The organism is Photobacterium obscurum (genome assembly GCF_026191635.1).
In the GTDB taxonomy this organism is placed as follows: domain Bacteria; phylum Pseudomonadota; class Gammaproteobacteria; order Enterobacterales; family Vibrionaceae; genus Photobacterium; species Photobacterium obscurum.
This window is the reverse complement of sequence record NZ_JAKRRW010000014.1, coordinates 99,276-117,814: the sequence shown is the minus strand read 5'-3', so window position 1 is coordinate 117,814 and position 18,539 is coordinate 99,276. Positions and strand designations below refer to the sequence as shown.

Sequence of the window (18,539 nt, the reverse complement as noted above, 5' to 3'; positions counted from 1 at the left end):
AACTCGTTCATTACTATATCTATAAGCAGTTAGCATTATGAAGTTCAACCAGTTCACAATAAAACAAAAGCTGATCCTGGCGATGATTCTCGCCGTGCTCGCCTCAACAGTACTCGTCGGCGTTATTAGTCAGAAACAAGCCCGGGATGTTGTCGAAAGCCGCCTGCTAGAGTCAGAGCTCCCCGCAACACTGATGCAGATCCGAAACAACATCGACAAAGAGGTCTCGTTGCTTCAATCTGCTGCTCAACAACTGGCAACGAACCGCTTCATCACTGAAATGTTCGAAACAAAGCTTAGCCAGCAGCAGGAAGATAAACTGGTTCAACAGCTCAATGATATCAGAACTCAGTACAATCTGTTTGATGCTTCCGTTGCTGATCGTACCACTGGCAACTACTGGAATCAGAATGGCTTTCTGCGTCGCCTGACCCAACAGCAGGATGGCTGGTTCTTTGGCTTCACCAACAGCGGCAATGCCAAGATGCTGAATGTATTCCAGGAGGCCAACGGTGAGGTCAAACTGTTTGTAAACTTCCAGCAATTACACGGACGCGGCATGGCCGGCCTATCCAAATCGATGGATGAGATGGTCCGCTTCGTCAACCAGTTCAAGCTGGAGCAAAGCGGCTATGTCTATCTAACCGATGCCAGCGGTGCGGTTCGCCTGCACAAAGACAGCAGCAAGATGGGTAGCAGTGATCTGAACAAGCTCTACGGTGCCGATATTGCCCGCCAGTTACTGAGCAAGGATGATTTTAATGTCGCAGAGTCCTTGGTGAATGGAAAAGAAACACTCGTTGCTACCAGCTATATCCCGTCAATGGAATGGTACGTGGTTGCCGAACTGCCCAAAGAGGAAGCTTTTGCCGGCCTGAACCAGGCCCGTAACCAGATTATGTTCTGGACGGCAGGTATTGCGGCAGTATTCATCTTGCTGGCTGTCTGGCTGGGTAGCAACATTACCCGCCCAATCGAACGTCTGGCTGCAGTCTTCAAAGATCTCGGCGAAGGTGAAGGCGACCTGCGCCATCGCATTGATATCGAAGGCAAGGACGAAATCGCCCAGCTGTCAGAAGGCTTTAACAGCTTCATTGGCAAGATCCACTACTCGGTGAAGGAAGTCGCCGAAACCGGCAACTCGCTACGCAATGCCGCCGAATCCGTCGCCTCTCAGGCGCAGCTGACACTGGATAACAGCCACAGCCAGCGTGACCGTACCATTCAGGTGGTAACGGCCATCAACGAGATGGGTGCAACGGTAAATGAAATTGCCGGCAATGCCGCCCAGGCTGCCGAAGCGGCCCATAATGCCGAAAACGAAACCCAAAGTGGCCAGACAGTGGTAGGTCAGGCACGAGACAGTATCAACCAGCTGTCAAATGACGTCACTCAGGTCAGTGAAGTGATTGAATCGCTGGCCAACAATACCCAGGCCATTGGCAGCATTCTAGATACCATCCGTGGTATTTCAGAGCAAACTAACCTGCTGGCACTGAACGCCGCTATTGAAGCCGCCCGCGCAGGCGAGCAAGGCCGTGGTTTTGCGGTGGTTGCCGATGAGGTGCGCAATCTTGCTAGCCGAGCGTCTGAATCTACCAACGAAATCCAAACCATGATCAACCGCCTGCAGGAAGAAGCCAGCGATGCGGTAAACGCAATGGTTCAAAGCCGCCATCTGACCTCTGACGGCGTATCCGCTGCCGATGAAGCGTCTGGTGCTCTGGTATCGATCGCCGATCGCATCACCCTGATCTCCGATATGAATACCCAGGTTGCAACAGCCACCGAAGAGCAGTCGACGGTCGTCAACGACATCAACTGCAACATCGAGGAAATCAACGAAACCACCCAGCGTACGGCCGATACGGCAACGGAACTGGCACATTCAAGCCAGGAACTGCGCGAGCTATCAAAGCGTCTGGACGATATGGTGGGCACGTTTAAGCTCTAAGGTTGCGAGAAGCAATATGCTTCGCGGCAAGAAATATGAATGAGGAGGGCTTCGGCTCTCCTTTATTTTTTACGGAACTAGATCCTGGGTCCTGCAAACAAGCTCACCAAACCTCAGAAGCATGTCAAGCCCTTGCTCTACCTAGAAACCTAGGACCTGTTCTTCCTAGGACCGTACTTCTTCTAGAAACTAGGTTCTAGGGTCCAGAGCCCGCTCTTGCAAACACAAAAAAAGCGCCCGAAGGCGCTTTTTTCATATCAGCTCAAGCAGCAAGAATTACTTCTTACGCTTAACCGCTTTTGCGTTTGGCAGGTCAGTGATTGAACCTTCAAACACTTCTGCAGCTAGACCTACAGATTCGTGCAGTGTCGGGTGAGCGTGGATAGTCAACGCGATATCTTCTGCGTCACAACCCATCTCGATCGCCAGACCGATTTCACCAAGAAGCTCACCACCGTTAGTACCAACGATAGCACCACCGATCACACGGTGCGTGTCTTTGTCGAAAATCATCTTCGTCATACCGTCAGCACAGTCAGAAGCGATTGCACGGCCAGAGGCTGCCCATGGGAAAGTCGCAACTTCGTAGTTGATACCTTCTGCTTTCGCTTCTTTCTCTGTCTTACCAACCCATGCCACTTCTGGCTCAGTGTAGGCAATTGAAGGAATCACTTTAGGATCGAAGTAGTGCTTCTTACCAGAGATAACTTCAGCAGCGACGTGGCCTTCATGCACACCTTTGTGAGCAAGCATTGGCTGGCCAACGATATCACCGATAGCGTGGATGTGAGCAACGTTAGTGCGCATCTGCTTATCAACATTGATGAAGCCACGCTCGTCAACTTCGATACCTGCTTTCTCTGCATCTAGCAGTTTACCGTTTGGTACACGGCCGATAGCCACAAGAACCGCATCGTAGCGTACTGGCTCAGCTGGTGCCTTCTTACCTTCCATTGAAACGTAGATACCGTCTTCTTTCGCTTCAACTGCAGTAACTTTGGTTTCCAGCATCAGATTGAATTTCTTCTTGATGCGCTTCGTGAATACTTTCACGATATCTTTATCAGCTGCTGGGATCACCTGATCGAACATTTCAACAACGTCGATCTGAGAACCTAGTGCGTGGTAAACCGTACCCATTTCCAGGCCGATGATACCGCCGCCCATTACAAGCAGTTTCTCAGGAACTTCTTTCAGCTCTAGCGCGTCAGTTGAGTCCCAGATACGTGGATCTTCGTGCGGAATAAATGGTAGCTCGATAGGACGAGAACCCGCCGCTACGATCGCGTTGTCGAAGCTAACAGTCGTCTGACCGTCTTCGCCTTCAACAACAATCGTGTTAGGACCGGTAAATTTACCGTAACCGTTAACTACGTTAACTTTACGCATCTTGGCCATACCGCCAAGACCGCCAGTTAGCTGAGTAATTACTTTGTCTTTCCACAGACGGATCTTGTTGATGTCTGTTTGCGGCTCACCGAACACAACACCGTGATCAGCCATTGCCTTCGCTTCTTCGATAACTTTAGCTACGTGAAGAAGAGCTTTAGATGGGATACAACCCACGTTCAGACATACACCACCTAGAGTGCTGTATTTTTCGATTAGAACCGTATCTAGACCTAAGTCCGCGCAACGGAATGCCGCAGAATAACCAGCAGGGCCTGAACCCAACACCACTACCTGGGCTTTAATTTCTTTACTCATCATGACCTCGTTGTAAGTCTTTTATCCCTAACAGGTACGTGCAAGTTTCTTGTTTCAGTTTGCCAACGATTTTACAGAGGTGTTAACAAACTGAAAACTAAATTGCTATAGCCTGTGAGCTAGACAACAATTCCATGCTTGCTGTTACAAGCATGGCGTTGCGGATGTGAAACCTTAAAGCACCAAACGGCGGATATCAGATAGACAACCGTTTAGGTAAGTAATGAAGCGTGCACCTTCAGCACCGTCGATCACGCGGTGATCGTAAGACAGTGATAGAGGAAGCATTAGGCGAGGTTCAAAGTCCTTGCCGTTCCATACTGGTTTCATTTCAGACTTAGATACACCTAGGATACCTACTTCTGGTGCGTTCACGATTGGTGTGAATGCAGTACCACCCAAGCCACCAAGGCTAGAGATAGTGAAACAGCCACCCTGCATATCTGCAGCAGTTAGCTTACCAGCACGTGCTTTCTTAGATACAGCCATTAGCTCTTCAGATAGCTCGTAGATACCTTTCTTGTTCACGTCTTTGAAGACAGGAACAACCAGGCCATTCGGCGTATCAACAGCAATACCGATGTTCACGTACTTCTTAAGAATTAGGTTTTCACCGTCTTCAGATAGCGAAGAGTTGAACGCAGGGAATGCTTCAAGTGCTTTAGCTGCCGCTTTCATGATGAACACAAGAGGAGTGATCTTCATGCCTGAATCTTTCTTAGCTTCAATCGCGTTCTGCTCTTTACGGAATGCTTCCAGAGCAGTGATATCTGCGTTGTCCCACTGTGTAACGTGAGGGATCATTACCCAGTTACGGTGCAGGTTAGCGCCAGAGATCTTCTTGATGCGAGATAGAGGCTTAGTTTCAGTCTCACCGAACTTGCTGAAGTCAACTTTCGGCCATGGTAGTAGACCAAGCGCAGAACCGTCGCCTTTGCCAGCTGCCGCAGCACCAGACTCAAGGCGCTTAAGCGCTTCTTTAACGAAGTTCTGTACGTCTTCTTTCAGGATGCGTTGCTTACGGCCAGTACCTTTAACCTTAGATAGGTTAACGCCAAACTCACGAGCTAGACGACGAACAACTGGAGACGCGTGTGCGTACTCGTTGTTTTCCTGGAAATCACCAGCGGCCGGCGTCCCGGTTGCTGCTGGAGCTGCCGCTGGAGCAGGTGCCGCTTTCGCTGGCGCTGCTGCAGGTGCTGCCGCCGCTGGACCGGCTGCCGGAGCAGGAGCTGCGCCAGCCACTTCGAATACCATGATCAGTGAGCCAGTTGACACTTTGTCACCAGCTGCAATCTTGATTTCTTTAACCGTACCCGCGAATGGTGCAGGAACTTCCATAGAAGCCTTGTCACCTTCAACAGTGATCAGAGATTGCTCTTCTTCCACTGTATCGCCAACAGCAACCATGATTTCAGTAACTTCTACTTCATCACCGCCGATGTCCGGCACGTTTACTTCTTTCGCAGCCGATGCTGCAGGAGCCGCCGCTGGCGCTTCTACTGCTGCTGGAGCTGCTGCTGAAGCTGCTGCAGGTGATGAACCTGCTGTTTCGAAGATCATGATAAGAGAGCCAGTCGATACTTTATCGCCTGCTGCTACTTTGATCTCTTTTAGCGTACCGGCAAATGGTGCTGGTACTTCCATTGATGCTTTGTCGCCTTCAACAGTTAGAAGAGACTGCTCTTCTTCGATGCTGTCGCCAACTGCAACCATGATTTCAGTTACTTCAACTTCGTCGCCACCGATATCCGGTACGTGAACTTCTTTAAGCTCTGAAGTTGCAGGAGCCGCTGCTGCTGGAGCTGGAGCAGCAGGTGCTGCTTCAGCCGCAGGAGCAGGTGCTGCAGCTGCAGCACCCTCGGCTTCGAAAATCATGATTAGAGAACCGGTAGAAACTGTGTCGCCTTCCGCAACTTTGATTTCTTTAACGATACCCGCCTGAGAAGCTGGTACTTCCATAGAAGCCTTGTCGCCTTCTACAGTGATCAGTGACTGCTCTTCTTCAACCTTGTCGCCAACGCTTACAAGAATCTCAGTTACTTCAACCTCATCCGCACCGATGTCAGGTACATTAATTTCGATTGCCATGTTTTATTGCCTCTTACGCGTATAGCGGGTTGATCTTGTCAGCGTCGATGTTGAATTTAGCAATTGCTTCAGCAACTACTGATTTCTCAACATCACCACGGTTAGCCAGTTCAGTTAGCGCTGCAACTACTACGTAGCCTGCGTTAACTTCGAAGTGGCGACGTAGGTTCTCTCGGCTGTCAGAACGACCGAAACCATCAGTACCAAGAACTTTGAAAGACTCAGAAGGCATGAATGCACGTACTTGCTCTGCGTAGTTCTTCATGTAGTCAGTTGCAGCGATTGCAGGTTCAGTACCCATCACAGACGTGATGTAAGGAACTTTCTGCTCTGCTTCTGGGTGTAGCATGTTGAAACGCTCAACATCCTGACCGTCACGTGTAAGTTCATTGAATGAAGTTACAGAGTAAATGTCAGATGCAACACCGTAGTCGTCGCTTAGGATTTGAGCCGCTTTACGTACTTCGTTCATGATAGTACCAGAGCTCATTAGCTGAACTTTCTTATCGCCTGCGTAAGATTCTAGCTTGTAGATACCCTTACGGATGCCTTCTTCAGCGCCTTCTGGCATTGCTGGCATTGCGTAGTTTTCGTTCATTACCGTTAGGTAGTAGAACACGTTCTCTTGGTTCTCACCGTACATGCGACGGATACCGTCTTGCATGATTACCGCTACTTCGTAAGCGAACGTTGGGTCGTAAGAGATACAGTTAGGAATAGTGTTAGCCATGATGTGGCTGTGACCATCTTCGTGCTGTAGACCTTCACCGTTTAGCGTTGTACGACCTGCAGTAGCACCAAGTAGGAAGCCACGTGCTTGTTGGTCACCTGCTAGCCATGCCATGTCGCCAACACGTTGGAAACCGAACATTGAGTAGTAGATGTAGAATGGGATCATTGGCAGATCGTTTGTGCTGTAAGATGTAGCAGCAGCAACCCAAGATGCCATTGAGCCAAGCTCGTTGATACCTTCTTGTAGAACCTGACCAGAAGTCGCTTCTTTGTAGTAAGAAACTACGCCGCGGTCTTCAGGTGTGTATTCTTGACCGTGTGGGTTGTAGATACCAACCTGACGGAATAGACCTTCCATACCGAATGTACGCGCTTCATCACAAATGATTGGTACGATGTTTTTACCAATACCTTTATCTTTCAGAAGGATATTTAGCGTACGTACGTAAGCCATAGTGGTAGAGATGTCACGCTTCTGCTCACCTAGTAGAGGGGCAAATGCATCGAGCTCAGGCACTTTGAACTCTTGAGTGAACTTAGGCAGACGCTTAGGTGTGTAACCGTGCAGCGCGTTACGACGAGCATGCAGGTAGTTGTACTCTGCTGAACCTTCTTCCAGTTTCAGGTATGGAAGGTTCTTCATGTCTTCGTCAGAAACTAGATCTTCTAGACCTAGACGATCACGTAAGTGCTGAACATGTGTCATGTCCATTTTCTTCACGCCGTGAGCGATGTTTTTACCTTCAGCTGCTTCACCCATACCGTAACCTTTAACAGTTTTCGCTAGGATTACAGTTGGTTTGCCGCCAGTTTCTTTTGCGTTGTTGAACGCCGCGAACAACTTAGAAGACTCGTGACCACCACGCTTAAGTGCGAAGATTTCGTCATCAGTCATGTCTGCAACTAGTGCAGCTGTTTCTGGGTACTTACCAAAGAAGTGCTCACGTACGTATGCGCCATCTTTAGATTTGAATGTTTGGTAATCGCCATCGATAGTTTCGTTCATTAGCTGAAGAAGCTTACCGGTAGTGTCTTTCGCTAGTAGCGCATCCCAGTTGTTGCCCCAAACCACTTTAACCACATTCCAGCCAGCACCTTTGAATAGGCCTTCTAGCTCTTGGATGATCTTGCCGTTACCCATTACCGGGCCGTCAAGACGCTGTAGGTTACAGTTGATTAGGAAACATAGGTTGTCCAGTTTCTCACGCGCTGCGAAAGAGATTGCACCACGTGATTCTGGCTCATCCATCTCACCGTCACCCAGGAACGCGTATACGCGCTGAGCAGAAGTGTCTTTAAGGCCACGACCTTCAAGGTACTTCAGGAAACGAGCTTGATAGATAGCCGAGATAGGGCCAAGACCCATAGAAACAGTCGGGAACTGCCAGAACTCAGGCATTAGTTTAGGGTGCGGGTATGAAGGGATACCTTTGCCATCAACTTCTTGACGGAAGTTGTCTAGCTGCTCTTCAGTCAGACGACCTTCAACAAATGCACGAGAATAGATACCTGGAGAGATGTGGCCCTGGTAGTAAACCAAGTCGCCGCCATCTACTTCGTTTGGTGCACGGAAGAAGTGGTTGAAACATACTTCGTAGAAAGCAGAAGCAGACTGGTAAGAAGCCATGTGGCCACCCAGGTCTAAATCTTTCTTAGAAGCACGTAGTACGATCATGATTGCGTTCCAGCGGATAATGGAACGGATACGACGCTCAAGAGTAGTATCACCAGGATACGCAGGCTCTTGTGCAGCTGGAATCGTATTGATGTAGTTAGTAGTCATGCCCGTTGGCATATCTACACCGTCTAAACGCGCTTTATCCAGAACTTGCTCAAGCAGGTACTGTGCACGCTCTACACCTTCTTCACGAACGACTGATTCAAGAGCTTCTAGCCACTCTTGAGTTTCAAGTACGTCAACGTCATTTTTCATGACTTCAGACATGCGATCTATCCTTTCGTTGATAATCTACAAAACTAACAATGTCGCGACTGTTTACTACCACCCTCGGCTTATATGAGGGGTACTAATCCAGCCCGTCCTTGCGTTGTTGAATCCGACGAAGAGAGCGTTCACGTCTGCTATCTTCACGCGATAAATCCAACAGGGTTTCCTCGATATAAGCCAAATGTGCATGCGATGCTTCACGGGCTTTTTCTGGCTCACCAGAAACAATCGCTTGCACAATATCGGCTCGATGCTTTCGCACCTTCTCCACCACATCTTGGCGGCGGTTCAGGAGCTCAAAGTTTTGTAATACGTTTTGCTCTAACAATGGGGCAAGGCTGCGGATGATATGAAGCAGTACGACATTATGTGCGGACTCGGTCACCGCAATCAGGTACTGCATTACCGCGTTAGCTTCGGCTTTGAGATCGCCTTGCTGCTGAGCGTCTTGTATCCGTGTATGGCAGTCACGGATACGAGTGAAATCTTCTTCGTTGCCTCGCAGTGCCGCGTAATACGCAGCCAGGCCTTCGAGGGCGTGGCGAGACTCAAGTAAATCTAATTGGGCTTCCGGGTTAGCACCAAGCAAGTCCAGCAACGGTTCAGAAAAGCTCTGCCATAGCTTTTCGGTCACAAAGGTGCCACCGCCCTGACGGCGAGTCAGGAGTTTTTTGGCTTCAAGACGCTGGATTGCTTCTCGCACAGAAGGACGTGAAACGTCGAATTGCTTAGCCAACTCGCGCTCAGGCGGCAGCTGCTGACCCGGGGACAAGATGCCCTCGAGGATCAGGCGCTCAATTTCCTGCTCGATGGCATCGGAGAGCTTGGGTTGGCGAATTCGTTTATAAGTCATTTTTTTCTTTATGGTTCTTGTACTTATAGTGTTTCAGTGAACCCGATTGCGGGTAATTGGTAATACCAATTAAATTCTGGAAGGAAAGTTTACAGAAATAATTGAGGATGTCTACTGGCAACTTGATGCAAATCATAGAACAAGCGCACGTTTAACAAAGATTTCATTTTGTGAAAACTTATTAACACACGCCAGTTACTATTAATTAACAGTAAGAAATAGAGAGAAGAGTGAAAAAATCATTAATGGTCTGACCAATTTGCTCCAGACCTCTTGTCAGTCGTAGTCAATTACTTTTCCAGCAGCGCTGTTTTAAACGCCCGCCAGTCAAAAGAAAGACCGGGATCCGTTTTGCGCCCCGGCGCAATAAACTCATGGCCGGTGATCCGCGAAGCATCGATGTCAGGGTAACGACGAATAATAACCCGGGTCAGCTCTGTCAGTGTATCGTACTGAGCTTGGGTATAAGGGAGGGTGTCCGTTCCTTCCAGTTCTATACCAATAGAATAATCATTGCACTTATCACGGCCGGCAAATTGCGAAACTCCTGCATGCCAGGCGCGACAGTCAAACGGTACGAACTGGATAATACCGCCATTTCTTCTAATTAAACAGTGAGCTGAGACGCGAAAGCCTGAAATTAACCCGAAATAGGGATGTTCGTCCGGATTCAGCTGACCGGTAAACAGCTGCTCGATATACGGTCCGCCAAACTGCCCCGGCGGCAGACTGATGTTGTGCACCACCAGCAGCGAGATATCTTGGCTATCTGGACGTTGATCGAAAAACGGTGACGGCACATGCTTAACGCCCTCAAGCCAGTGATCGTTGTTGATTGTTAACATTTATTCATCCTGTGATTCTCAGGTACTGGGTACTGGGTACTGGGTACTGGGTACTGGGTACTGGGTACTGGGTACTGGGTACTGGGTACTGGGTACTGGGTACTGGGTACTGGGTACTGGGTACTGGGTACTGAAGGCAGATTTCAACAGCTAAAGAGTTGTGTCAAGCTCTTGTTCTTCCTAGGACCTGCTTTTCCTAGAACCTAGCTCCCCGCTTTTCCCAGGAACTAGGATCCAAGATCTAGGATCTTCCCGCCCCTCCATGTATGATCAACTCATCAAAAAGAGGGAATCTCTCCCCATTCATTAGCAGCTCAACCTTGCTACGGATATGTCATGACTCAGATGGAAAAGAAGCACGACAGCAAGTCGCGCTTAGACTACTTAAAGCAGCAACTCCCACACGAAATCACCCGCGCCGTTACCGATACTCTGCGTGAAGATCTGGGCGGTACTATCGATCCGGCTTTGGATATAACAGCGAGCCTGATCCCGGCCGATAGCCAGGGCGTCGCCACAATCATTACCCGCGAGCACGGTATCTTCTGTGGCCAGATGTGGGCCGAGGAAGTCTTCAGGCAGCTAGGTGGTGAAGTCAGTATCGAGTGGCATGTTCAGGACGGCGACACCGTTGAGCCAAACCAGACTCTATGTACTCTGAGCGGTCCATCTCGCATTCTGCTGACTGGTGAGCGCAACGCAATGAACTTCATCCAGACCCTGTCAGGCTGCGCCACCACCGTTGCCAAATACGCCAAGCAACTGGAAGGCACCAATACCCGCCTGCTCGATACCCGCAAGACCATTCCGGGCCTGCGCAGCGCCATGAAATATGCGGTGACCTGCGGCGGCGGCTACAGCCACCGTATCGGTGTCTTCGATGCCTACCTGATCAAGGAAAACCACATCATTGCCTGCGGTGGCATTGAGCAAGCCATCAGCACCGCCAAGCAGCTCAATCCGGGCAAGCCGGTCGAGGTGGAAACAGAGAGTCTGGAAGAGCTACAGCAGGCTATCGATGCCGGTGCTGACATTATTATGCTGGATAACTTCACCACCGACATGATGCGTGACGCAGTTAAACTCAATGCCGGCCGTGCGGCATTGGAGAATTCCGGCAATGTAACGCTAGAAACCATCCACGAATACGCCCAAACCGGTGTCGACTATATCTCGGTCGGCGCGCTGACCAAGCACCTCAAGGCAATGGATTTGTCGATGAGGTTTAAGTAACTAAATTCCAAGAGACTGGTTCCTTGTACCTAGAAAGAGCGGGCTCTAGTTCCCTCCCCTGATGAAGGGGAGGAGCTTTCTTTCTCTAACGATTATCCACTTCCCCCGAAATCATCAACACTTCCCTCTAGGAACACGTTTCTAGGATCCAGCTCCCTAATATACCTAGCCTCTAATATATCCAGCACCTTTTATATCCAACACCAATACATTCACTCACCCAATTCATTATCAAGCTTGAATAAGCATTCCTTATCCCAATAAAAAATTCCATAAGCTGATAATTTAAATAATAAAAACTGAGTTTTTCGCCGATGCGCATTATGTAACAAATGTAACCAAACTGAGTTTTTTTAACAGTGCGCCGAGTAATCATTTACCACCTATTCAGTAACTTGCATATGGGTTTATGCTGGAATCACTAAATTATCTGGCTTATTGGCTACTTTTTTAAAGGGAAGAAACATGAAAGGACAAAAAGGTTTTACCTTAATTGAATTGATGATTGTGGTGGCGATTATTGGAATTTTGAGCGCATTTGCGGTACCAGCTTATCAAAACTATACGGCCCGAACCCATGCTAGTGAAATGCTAAATGCCAGCAGTGCATTCAAAACCGCAGTTGGCGTCTGTCTACTTAATGGAAGCTGGTCAACTTCAGGAGGTAGCACGACCATCGACTGTAGCGAGACAAAAAATGGGGTTCCGGGGGAGCAGACTTTTACCAAGGATACTAGCGATTCATTTAAAGTGACTTCGAATGTAATTGCTGAGCTTGTTGCTGATCCAAATGATAACACTAAAAAAATTGCTCAATACAAATCAGGCGCGATTACAGCACAAGTTGATGGGGCCAAAGGCTCACTACCAACAGATGCAAAAGTACAGCTTACCCCTAAAATAACAGGAAGCGGTGTAACATGGAATGTTACATGTAATACTACAGTCGGTGCTTCGACTGATTTTTGTCCAGCCAGCTAATGCAAACCAACCTCGCTTCCATCCTGCATCAGGCTAACTTGATTAGCCTGGTTCAGGAGCAGCAAGTGGTTGACTATGTCAGGGCAGAAGGTGCTAACGTACCTTCTGCTGTAGTTCAGCTGGGCTTTTTTAGCGCCACCGAGCTCGCTCGCCATTTGGAACATATCTTTGCCATTGCGCTGATTGATGTTCACCAGTACGACTACCACACCTGCTGTAAAGATCTAAACCAACGTGACTTGGTGCTGCGTCATCGGGTGCTGCCGCTGCAGATGAACGACAACACGCTGTTCATTGGTCTTAGCGATCCAACCCAAATCGACGCGCTGGACGAGTTCCGCTTTGCCATCGGAAAGAATATCGAGCCGCTGCTGCTAGAAAACAAACAACTGGAAAGTGCAATACGGCGGATTTACGGCAGCGAGATCGGCGGTGGCTATAACCCAAACCAGCATCAACACCAGCGCAGCGTCAGTGATGAGGACTTAGGGAACCTGGTCGATTTGGGCGACGGAGAACTGTTCGATGACGCCTTGGATTTAAGCCAGGACAGCGCCCCGGTTACCCGCTATATCAACCAAACCCTGATGGATGCAGTACGTAAGAAAGCGTCTGATATTCATTTCGAACCCTACGAAGAAACTTACCGGATCCGTTTTCGCTGTGACGGGATATTGCACCAGCATGCGACTCCACCAGCTCATTTGTCACGCCGGCTATCAACTCGCCTCAAGGTGATGTCGAAGCTCAATATTGCCGAGCGCCGCCAACCACAAGATGGCCGGATCAAATTAAAACTCACCCCAACACTGGCGATCGACCTGCGGGTGTCTACCCTGCCGACGCTGTGGGGTGAAAAGGTGGTTCTGCGGATCCTCGACAGCTCCAGTGCCAATCTGGATATTGATATTCTCGGCTATAACGAGCAGCAAAAACAGGCGTACCTCAGTGCGCTGCAACAACCGCAGGGGATGATCCTGATGACCGGACCGACAGGGAGCGGCAAAACCGTTTCGCTGTATACCGGACTGAAAATCCTCAATACCGACGCGCTCAACATTTCTACCGCCGAAGATCCGGTGGAAATCAACCTGCCGGGGATCAACCAGGTACAGATCAACACCCTGGTCGGTCTCGGTTTTGCCGAAGCCCTACGATCATTTCTACGTCAGGATCCCGATGTGGTGATGGTGGGGGAAATCCGCGATCTGGAAACTGGCGCGATAGCGGTTAAAGCCGCACAAACCGGACACTTAGTGCTTTCGACCCTTCATACTAATTCAGCCGCCGAAACCATCACCCGATTGACCAATATGGGGGTGGAAGACTTCAACCTAGCATCGTCGCTCAGCCTGATCATCGCCCAGCGTCTGGCGCGGCGATTATGCAATAACTGCAAACAACCCCACCCGCTGGATGACTATATGCGGGAAAAATTCACGATTCCACTAACAGCCTCGCTCTATCAAGCCAGTGAGTTCGGTTGTGACGACTGCAATAAGGGCTACATCGGCCGAGTCGGAATTTATGAGGTCATGCCGTTCAGCCGTGAGCTTGCAGAGGCACTGATGACCGGCGCATCAACACTGGAACTGGAAGACATCGCCTGCAAACAGGGAATGCAGAAACTACAGCTTTCTGGCATTGAAAAATTGTGTGAAGGCGTCACCAGCCTCGCCGAGCTGCAACGAGTACTGCACTTTAGTTAGAACCTATTAAAAAGGAAACGTTATGGCCCAGGCCAGTAAAATTCGTTATTACCACTGGCGTGGTGTCAATCAGGCCGGGAAGAAAATCAACGGCATTACCCTCGGTTATCAGGAGCAGGAAGTTCGCGCCAAGCTCAGTGAGCAGATGATCCAGGTAAAAAAAATTAAACGCCGCAAGCCGTCGACATTCAGCAAACTAAAAAACCAAATGAAGCCGACAGATGTCACCGCGGTAACCCGTCAGCTGGCAACCATGATTGCCTCGGGAGTACCGGTGGTACAGGCCTTGAAGCTGATGGCAGACAGCCACCACAAAGCCGAGGCCCGGGCAATACTGTCGCAGGTAACGACTCAGGTCGAGGCCGGCGCCTCGCTATCCAAAGCCCTTCGTACCAGCTCGCCGCTATTTGATAACTTCTACTGTGATCTGGTCTCGACTGGTGAGCAAACGGGTCATTTAGGCCAAGTGTTCGAGCGTATCGCCACTTACCGCGAAAAAAACGAGACGATGCGCAAGAAGGTGATCAAGGCAATGATCTACCCGAGCATGGTGACTCTCACCGCAATTGGTGTCACCATCATGATGCTGATCTTTGTGATCCCCCAGTTCGCCAGTATTTTCAGCAGCTTTGGCGCCGAGCTACCATGGTTTACCCGTCAGGTACTCAAGGCCTCGGATTTTATGATCAACAACGGCCCCTATCTGGCTCTCGCCCTGATAACAACACTGTTTTTGGCCAGCTATAGCTACAAAAAATCATCGAACTTCAAACTGGCGATACATCGCTTCAATCTCAAGCTGCCAATTATTGGCAGTGTGCTGCTCAAGGCCACGGTTGCCCGTTTCTCCCGTACTCTCGCCACCACCTTCAGTGCCGGTATTCCATTGTTGAACGGCCTGCAATCGGCCGGTAAAACCGCAGGCAACAGCCACATTGAACTGGCGATTGAAGAAGCTCACAGCAGTACCGCTGCAGGTATGCCGCTGCATATCGCCCTGCGCCAGAGCGATGTGTTCCCTGAATTAATGTTGCAGATGACCATGATCGGTGAAGAATCCGGCTCACTGGATGATATGCTTAACAAAATGGCTACCCTGTATGAAAATGATGTCGACAATACCGTCGATAACCTCGGCAAGATCCTTGAACCACTGATCATCATTGTCCTCGGCGGATTGATCGGCGGTCTGCTGGTCGCGATGTACATGCCAATCTTCAAACTAATGAGTGTGATTGGTTGAAGAGGGGCTAGTTCCTAGAGCCTAGGAAAAGCAGGGCTAGGTTCAAGGCTCTAGATTTTACAGATAAAATGAAGATACACGGCATGTATAGCTCTTCCTCAAGGAGCTAGGTTCCAGGAACTCGCATCCGCTCTTCCCTAGGATCTGCTGCTAGATTCCCCTACAATAGCCGTAACAACTAATATGAGATGTTTTTCATGGAACTGCTGACTTACTATCCCTGGCTTTTTCCTGCTTTTGCCGCCATTTTCGGGCTGCTTATCGGCAGTTTCCTCAATGTCGTAATTTACCGCCTGCCAATCATGATGGAGCGGCAATGGAAGTCTGAGTGTGTCGAGTGCTTCCCGGAATTTGGCACTGTCGAAAACGAACAGACCTTCAACCTCAGCGTGCCGCGTTCACGCTGTCCGCACTGCCAGCATAAAATCCGCATCTGGGAAAATATCCCGGTTTTTAGCTGGCTAGTATTAAAAGGCCGTTGCAGTTCCTGTCAGGCCAAGATCAGTGCCCGCTATCCTGCGGTAGAGCTGTTTACTGCCACTGTTGCCACAACAGTCGCTATAGTATTGCCGGCATCCGAGTGGGCAATTGCAGTGATCTTCTTCAGCTTTGCATTAATTGCCCTGACCTTTATCGACATCGACAAGATGCTGCTGCCGGATCAAATCACCCTGCCGCTGATGTGGGCTGGCATTTTTATTGCCCTGCTCGGCTGGGGGCCGGTCTCCCTGACCGACTCCATCATCGGCACCATCGCCGGCTATCTATCACTGTGGAGCGTTTACTGGTGTTTTAAGCTACTGACCGGCAAAGAAGGTATGGGCTATGGTGATTTCAAGCTGCTGGCGGCGCTAGGTGCTTGGTTAGGCTGGCAATTGCTGCCTTTTGTCGTGCTCCTGTCTTCCTTGGTCGGTGCAATTTGTGGCATCATCATGTTGCGTATGCAAAGTTCAGATTCACAAACTCCGTTTTCTTTTGGCCCCTACCTTGCTATGGCTGGCTGGATTAGCATTCTATGGGGCGAGCCGATCTTGGACTGGTATCTGACTTCTTATCTAGGACTGTAAGTATGACCATGGTTGTCGGGCTAACCGGCGGCATCGGCAGTGGCAAAACCACCGTTGCTGATCTGTTTGCCCAATTTAACATTGATATTATTGATGCCGATATCGTTGCCCGAGAAGTGGTAGAACCCGGCACGCCGGGACTGAATGCGATTATCGACAAATTGGGTTCTGACATCCTACTGACAGATGGTAGCCTCAACCGCAGTAAGCTAAGACAAGCAATTTTCAATGATAACAGCTTGAAAGATTGGCTAAATGCGCTGCTCCACCCGATGATCAGGGAGAAAATGCAAGCCGATATCCAAAAGGCAAAATCGCCTTACTGCTTGCTGGTGATCCCGCTGATGGTCGAGAATAATTTGCAAACCATGACCGACCGCCTTTTAGTCATCGATGTGGATGAAGAGGTACAGATCGCCCGTACCCAGCAGCGTGACAAGGTCAATGCCGAACACGTGAAAAAGATCCTTGCAGCACAAGCCTCGCGTGAGGAGCGATTAGCCGCAGCCGATGATGTGATCACCAACAATGGTGACAGTGCCGCACTTCAATCTGAAGTCGCCACCTTACATCAACAATATGTAGCAATGAGCCTTCACAATCAGTAACGAGTTAACGTCGGATAATACGAGTATGCAGACAAACCGCTTTGAACATCCGCTAAATGAAAAAGTACGTATTTATTTACGTCTTGAGTATTTGATCCGGCAGATGACTCATGCCAGCCAGCTAAGCGATCAGTGGCAACATCAGATCTTCTTCCGTGCCTTATTTGATCTTCTGGAGATTTTGGATCAGATCCAGGTTAAATCAGAACTGGCAAAGGATCTCGATAAACAACGAACCAAGCTGAAAAGCTGGCTCAATATCGAGGGGGTCGATCAGTCTGCCCTGCTAAGTATTCTCGATAATATGGATTTGGCTCACCATCAACTGATCACCGCCAACCGCCTTGGCCAGGAGATCCGCGAAGACCGTTTCCTCAGTGGTATCAAACAACGCTTTTCTATCCCGGGTGGCAGCTGCTGCTTTGATCTTCCGACTTTGCACCACTGGCTCCATTTACCACTGGCACACAAGCAAAATGACATGGCTAACTGGCTAAAGCAGCTGGCGGAACTCACCGAGGCACTCAATCTGTGGCTGCGCTTTACCCGCGAGTCGGGCCAGTACCAGCCGCAGATAGCCCGGTGCGGTTTTTTCCAGCATGACGCAGAAGATGCCTGCCTGCTACGGCTAGAAATTTGCCCAACCCATGGTGTATATCCTATGATATCGGGCCACCGCAGTCGCTTTGCCATACGCTTTCTTCCCTTTGAAGAAGGTGCGAGCATTGCGGATGCGATTGAATTCAAGCTAGCTATCTGCTGAGGTTTATCGTGACACAACCAACAACGCCAACTGTGGTTAAATGCCCGACCTGCAAAGACAACGTCGAGTGGAGCGAAAAAAGCCCGTTCCGTCCTTTCTGCTCAAAGCGCTGCCAGCTGATTGATCTTGGCGAGTGGGCTGAGGAAGAGAAAGCGATCCCCGGCGCACCCGATATGTCGGACTCCGACGGCTGGTCGGAAGATATGGGGTACTAAGGAAGGTACAAGCACCTAGTTCCTGGATCCAAGGAAGAAACCGTCTCCCTCCCCTCTAGGAACTAGGATCTAGGATCTAGGATCTAGGATCTATTTCAAGGTTCTGTTTTACAGCCCCATCAGCTTTTCCAGCACCACATCATTGGCTTCAGGGAACTCGTAGTTAGCCAACTCACCCAGTTTCACCCACTCGCCTGGTTGCCCTTCTTTGCCGTAGGCTTCGCCCTCAAAGCCTTTCACCAGGAAGAAGTCAAACTTGAGTGCTTTTTCCGGATAATCATGCTCTAGGGCAATAAAATGCTCCAGCTCTGTTGCTTGAATACCGACTTCTTCATCTAACTCCCGGATCACAGCCTGCTCCGCCGTTTCACCACTTTCAACCTTGCCACCGGCAAACTCCCAAAAACCGCCCTTATGGGCTTTGGCAGCACGCTGGGTAATAAAAACTTTATCCTGCTGAGCATTGAGGATGATCCCCGCCGAGATCCAAACTTGTTTCTTTTCCAAACTGATGCCTACTATCCGTATCGAGTTGCTTGTATCGAGAAAGCCTACCGCTACACTAATCCAATTAATTACTAGGTATTCAT

Annotated in this window: 16 protein-coding genes; 10 read left to right on the top strand and 6 right to left on the bottom strand. The window is 49.5% G+C overall.

The features are described from left to right. Positions 1 to 37: 37 nt before the first annotated feature. The gene (locus MD588_RS17055) at positions 38 to 1,954 is read left to right on the top strand and encodes a methyl-accepting chemotaxis protein (RefSeq protein WP_265698719.1); all 1,917 of its coding nucleotides are present in this window, start codon (positions 38 to 40) and stop codon (positions 1,952 to 1,954) included. 276 nt (positions 1,955 to 2,230) lie between these two features. Here MD588_RS17055 and lpdA read toward each other — a convergent pair whose 3' ends face one another. The 5 genes from lpdA to ampD all read right to left on the bottom strand — a co-directional run bounded on the left by lpdA (position 2,231) and on the right by ampD (position 10,130). Continuing rightward, the gene (gene lpdA / locus MD588_RS17050; RefSeq protein WP_265698718.1) at positions 2,231 to 3,661 is read right to left on the bottom strand and encodes a dihydrolipoyl dehydrogenase; all 1,431 of its coding nucleotides are present in this window, start codon (positions 3,659 to 3,661) and stop codon (positions 2,231 to 2,233) included. A 174-nt stretch (positions 3,662 to 3,835) separates the two neighbouring features. Next, positions 3,836 to 5,752, bottom strand: a complete 1,917-nt coding sequence (aceF, locus tag MD588_RS17045; protein ID WP_265698717.1) for a pyruvate dehydrogenase complex dihydrolipoyllysine-residue acetyltransferase — start codon at positions 5,750 to 5,752, stop codon at positions 3,836 to 3,838. A gap of 13 nt (positions 5,753 to 5,765) precedes the next feature. Next, positions 5,766 to 8,429: a pyruvate dehydrogenase (acetyl-transferring), homodimeric type gene (gene aceE / locus MD588_RS17040; protein ID WP_265698716.1), complete on the bottom strand. Its 2,664-nt coding sequence runs from the start codon at positions 8,427 to 8,429 to the stop codon at positions 5,766 to 5,768. Between the two features lie 82 nt (positions 8,430 to 8,511). Next, positions 8,512 to 9,285 (bottom strand): pyruvate dehydrogenase complex transcriptional repressor PdhR, encoded by a 774-nt coding sequence (gene pdhR, locus MD588_RS17035; protein ID WP_265698715.1) that lies wholly within the window; start codon positions 9,283 to 9,285, stop codon positions 8,512 to 8,514. A gap of 290 nt (positions 9,286 to 9,575) precedes the next feature. Next, positions 9,576 to 10,130 (bottom strand): 1,6-anhydro-N-acetylmuramyl-L-alanine amidase AmpD, encoded by a 555-nt coding sequence (gene ampD / locus MD588_RS17030; RefSeq protein WP_265698714.1) that lies wholly within the window; start codon positions 10,128 to 10,130, stop codon positions 9,576 to 9,578. Here ampD and MD588_RS17025 point away from each other — a divergent pair. The 9 genes from MD588_RS17025 (at position 10,117) to yacG (ending at position 17,949) form a co-directional block, all read left to right on the top strand. Next, a complete protein-coding gene (locus MD588_RS17025; RefSeq protein WP_265698713.1) occupies positions 10,117 to 10,284 on the top strand; it encodes a hypothetical protein in 168 nt (55 codons plus the stop codon). The genes ampD and MD588_RS17025 overlap by 14 nt on opposite strands. 191 nt (positions 10,285 to 10,475) lie before the next feature. Next, on the top strand, positions 10,476 to 11,363 hold the full coding sequence (nadC, locus tag MD588_RS17020; RefSeq protein WP_265698754.1) for a carboxylating nicotinate-nucleotide diphosphorylase: 888 nt from the start codon (positions 10,476 to 10,478) through the stop codon (positions 11,361 to 11,363). Between the two features lie 465 nt (positions 11,364 to 11,828). Further along, positions 11,829 to 12,344, top strand: coding sequence for a pilin (locus MD588_RS17015; protein ID WP_265698712.1), 516 nt, complete (start codon positions 11,829 to 11,831; stop codon positions 12,342 to 12,344). Beyond that, positions 12,344 to 14,053, top strand: coding sequence for a type IV-A pilus assembly ATPase PilB (pilB, locus tag MD588_RS17010; RefSeq protein WP_265698711.1), 1,710 nt, complete (start codon positions 12,344 to 12,346; stop codon positions 14,051 to 14,053). The genes MD588_RS17015 and pilB overlap by 1 nt, the downstream gene beginning before the upstream one ends. A 22-nt stretch (positions 14,054 to 14,075) precedes the next feature. Next, the gene (locus MD588_RS17005; protein ID WP_265698710.1) at positions 14,076 to 15,296 is read left to right on the top strand and encodes a type II secretion system F family protein; all 1,221 of its coding nucleotides are present in this window, start codon (positions 14,076 to 14,078) and stop codon (positions 15,294 to 15,296) included. A 197-nt stretch (positions 15,297 to 15,493) separates the two neighbouring features. Next, entirely contained in the window at positions 15,494 to 16,363 is an 870-nt protein-coding gene (locus tag MD588_RS17000) for a prepilin peptidase (protein WP_265698709.1), read from the top strand. Between the two features lie 2 nt (positions 16,364 to 16,365). Then, positions 16,366 to 16,971 carry a dephospho-CoA kinase gene (coaE, locus tag MD588_RS16995; RefSeq protein WP_265698708.1) on the top strand — a complete coding sequence of 202 codons (606 nt, stop codon included), beginning with the start codon at positions 16,366 to 16,368 and terminating at the stop codon, positions 16,969 to 16,971. Between the two features lie 25 nt (positions 16,972 to 16,996). Further along, on the top strand, positions 16,997 to 17,734 hold the full coding sequence (gene zapD, locus MD588_RS16990) for a cell division protein ZapD (RefSeq protein WP_265698707.1): 738 nt from the start codon (positions 16,997 to 16,999) through the stop codon (positions 17,732 to 17,734). 8 nt (positions 17,735 to 17,742) lie between these two features. Further along, a complete protein-coding gene (gene yacG / locus MD588_RS16985; protein WP_265698706.1) occupies positions 17,743 to 17,949 on the top strand; it encodes a DNA gyrase inhibitor YacG in 207 nt (68 codons plus the stop codon). Between the two features lie 108 nt (positions 17,950 to 18,057). Here the strand turns inward: yacG and mutT are convergent, their stop codons facing one another. Beyond that, the gene (mutT, locus tag MD588_RS16980; protein WP_265698705.1) at positions 18,058 to 18,456 is read right to left on the bottom strand and encodes an 8-oxo-dGTP diphosphatase MutT; all 399 of its coding nucleotides are present in this window, start codon (positions 18,454 to 18,456) and stop codon (positions 18,058 to 18,060) included. Between the last annotated feature and the right edge of the window lie 83 nt (positions 18,457 to 18,539).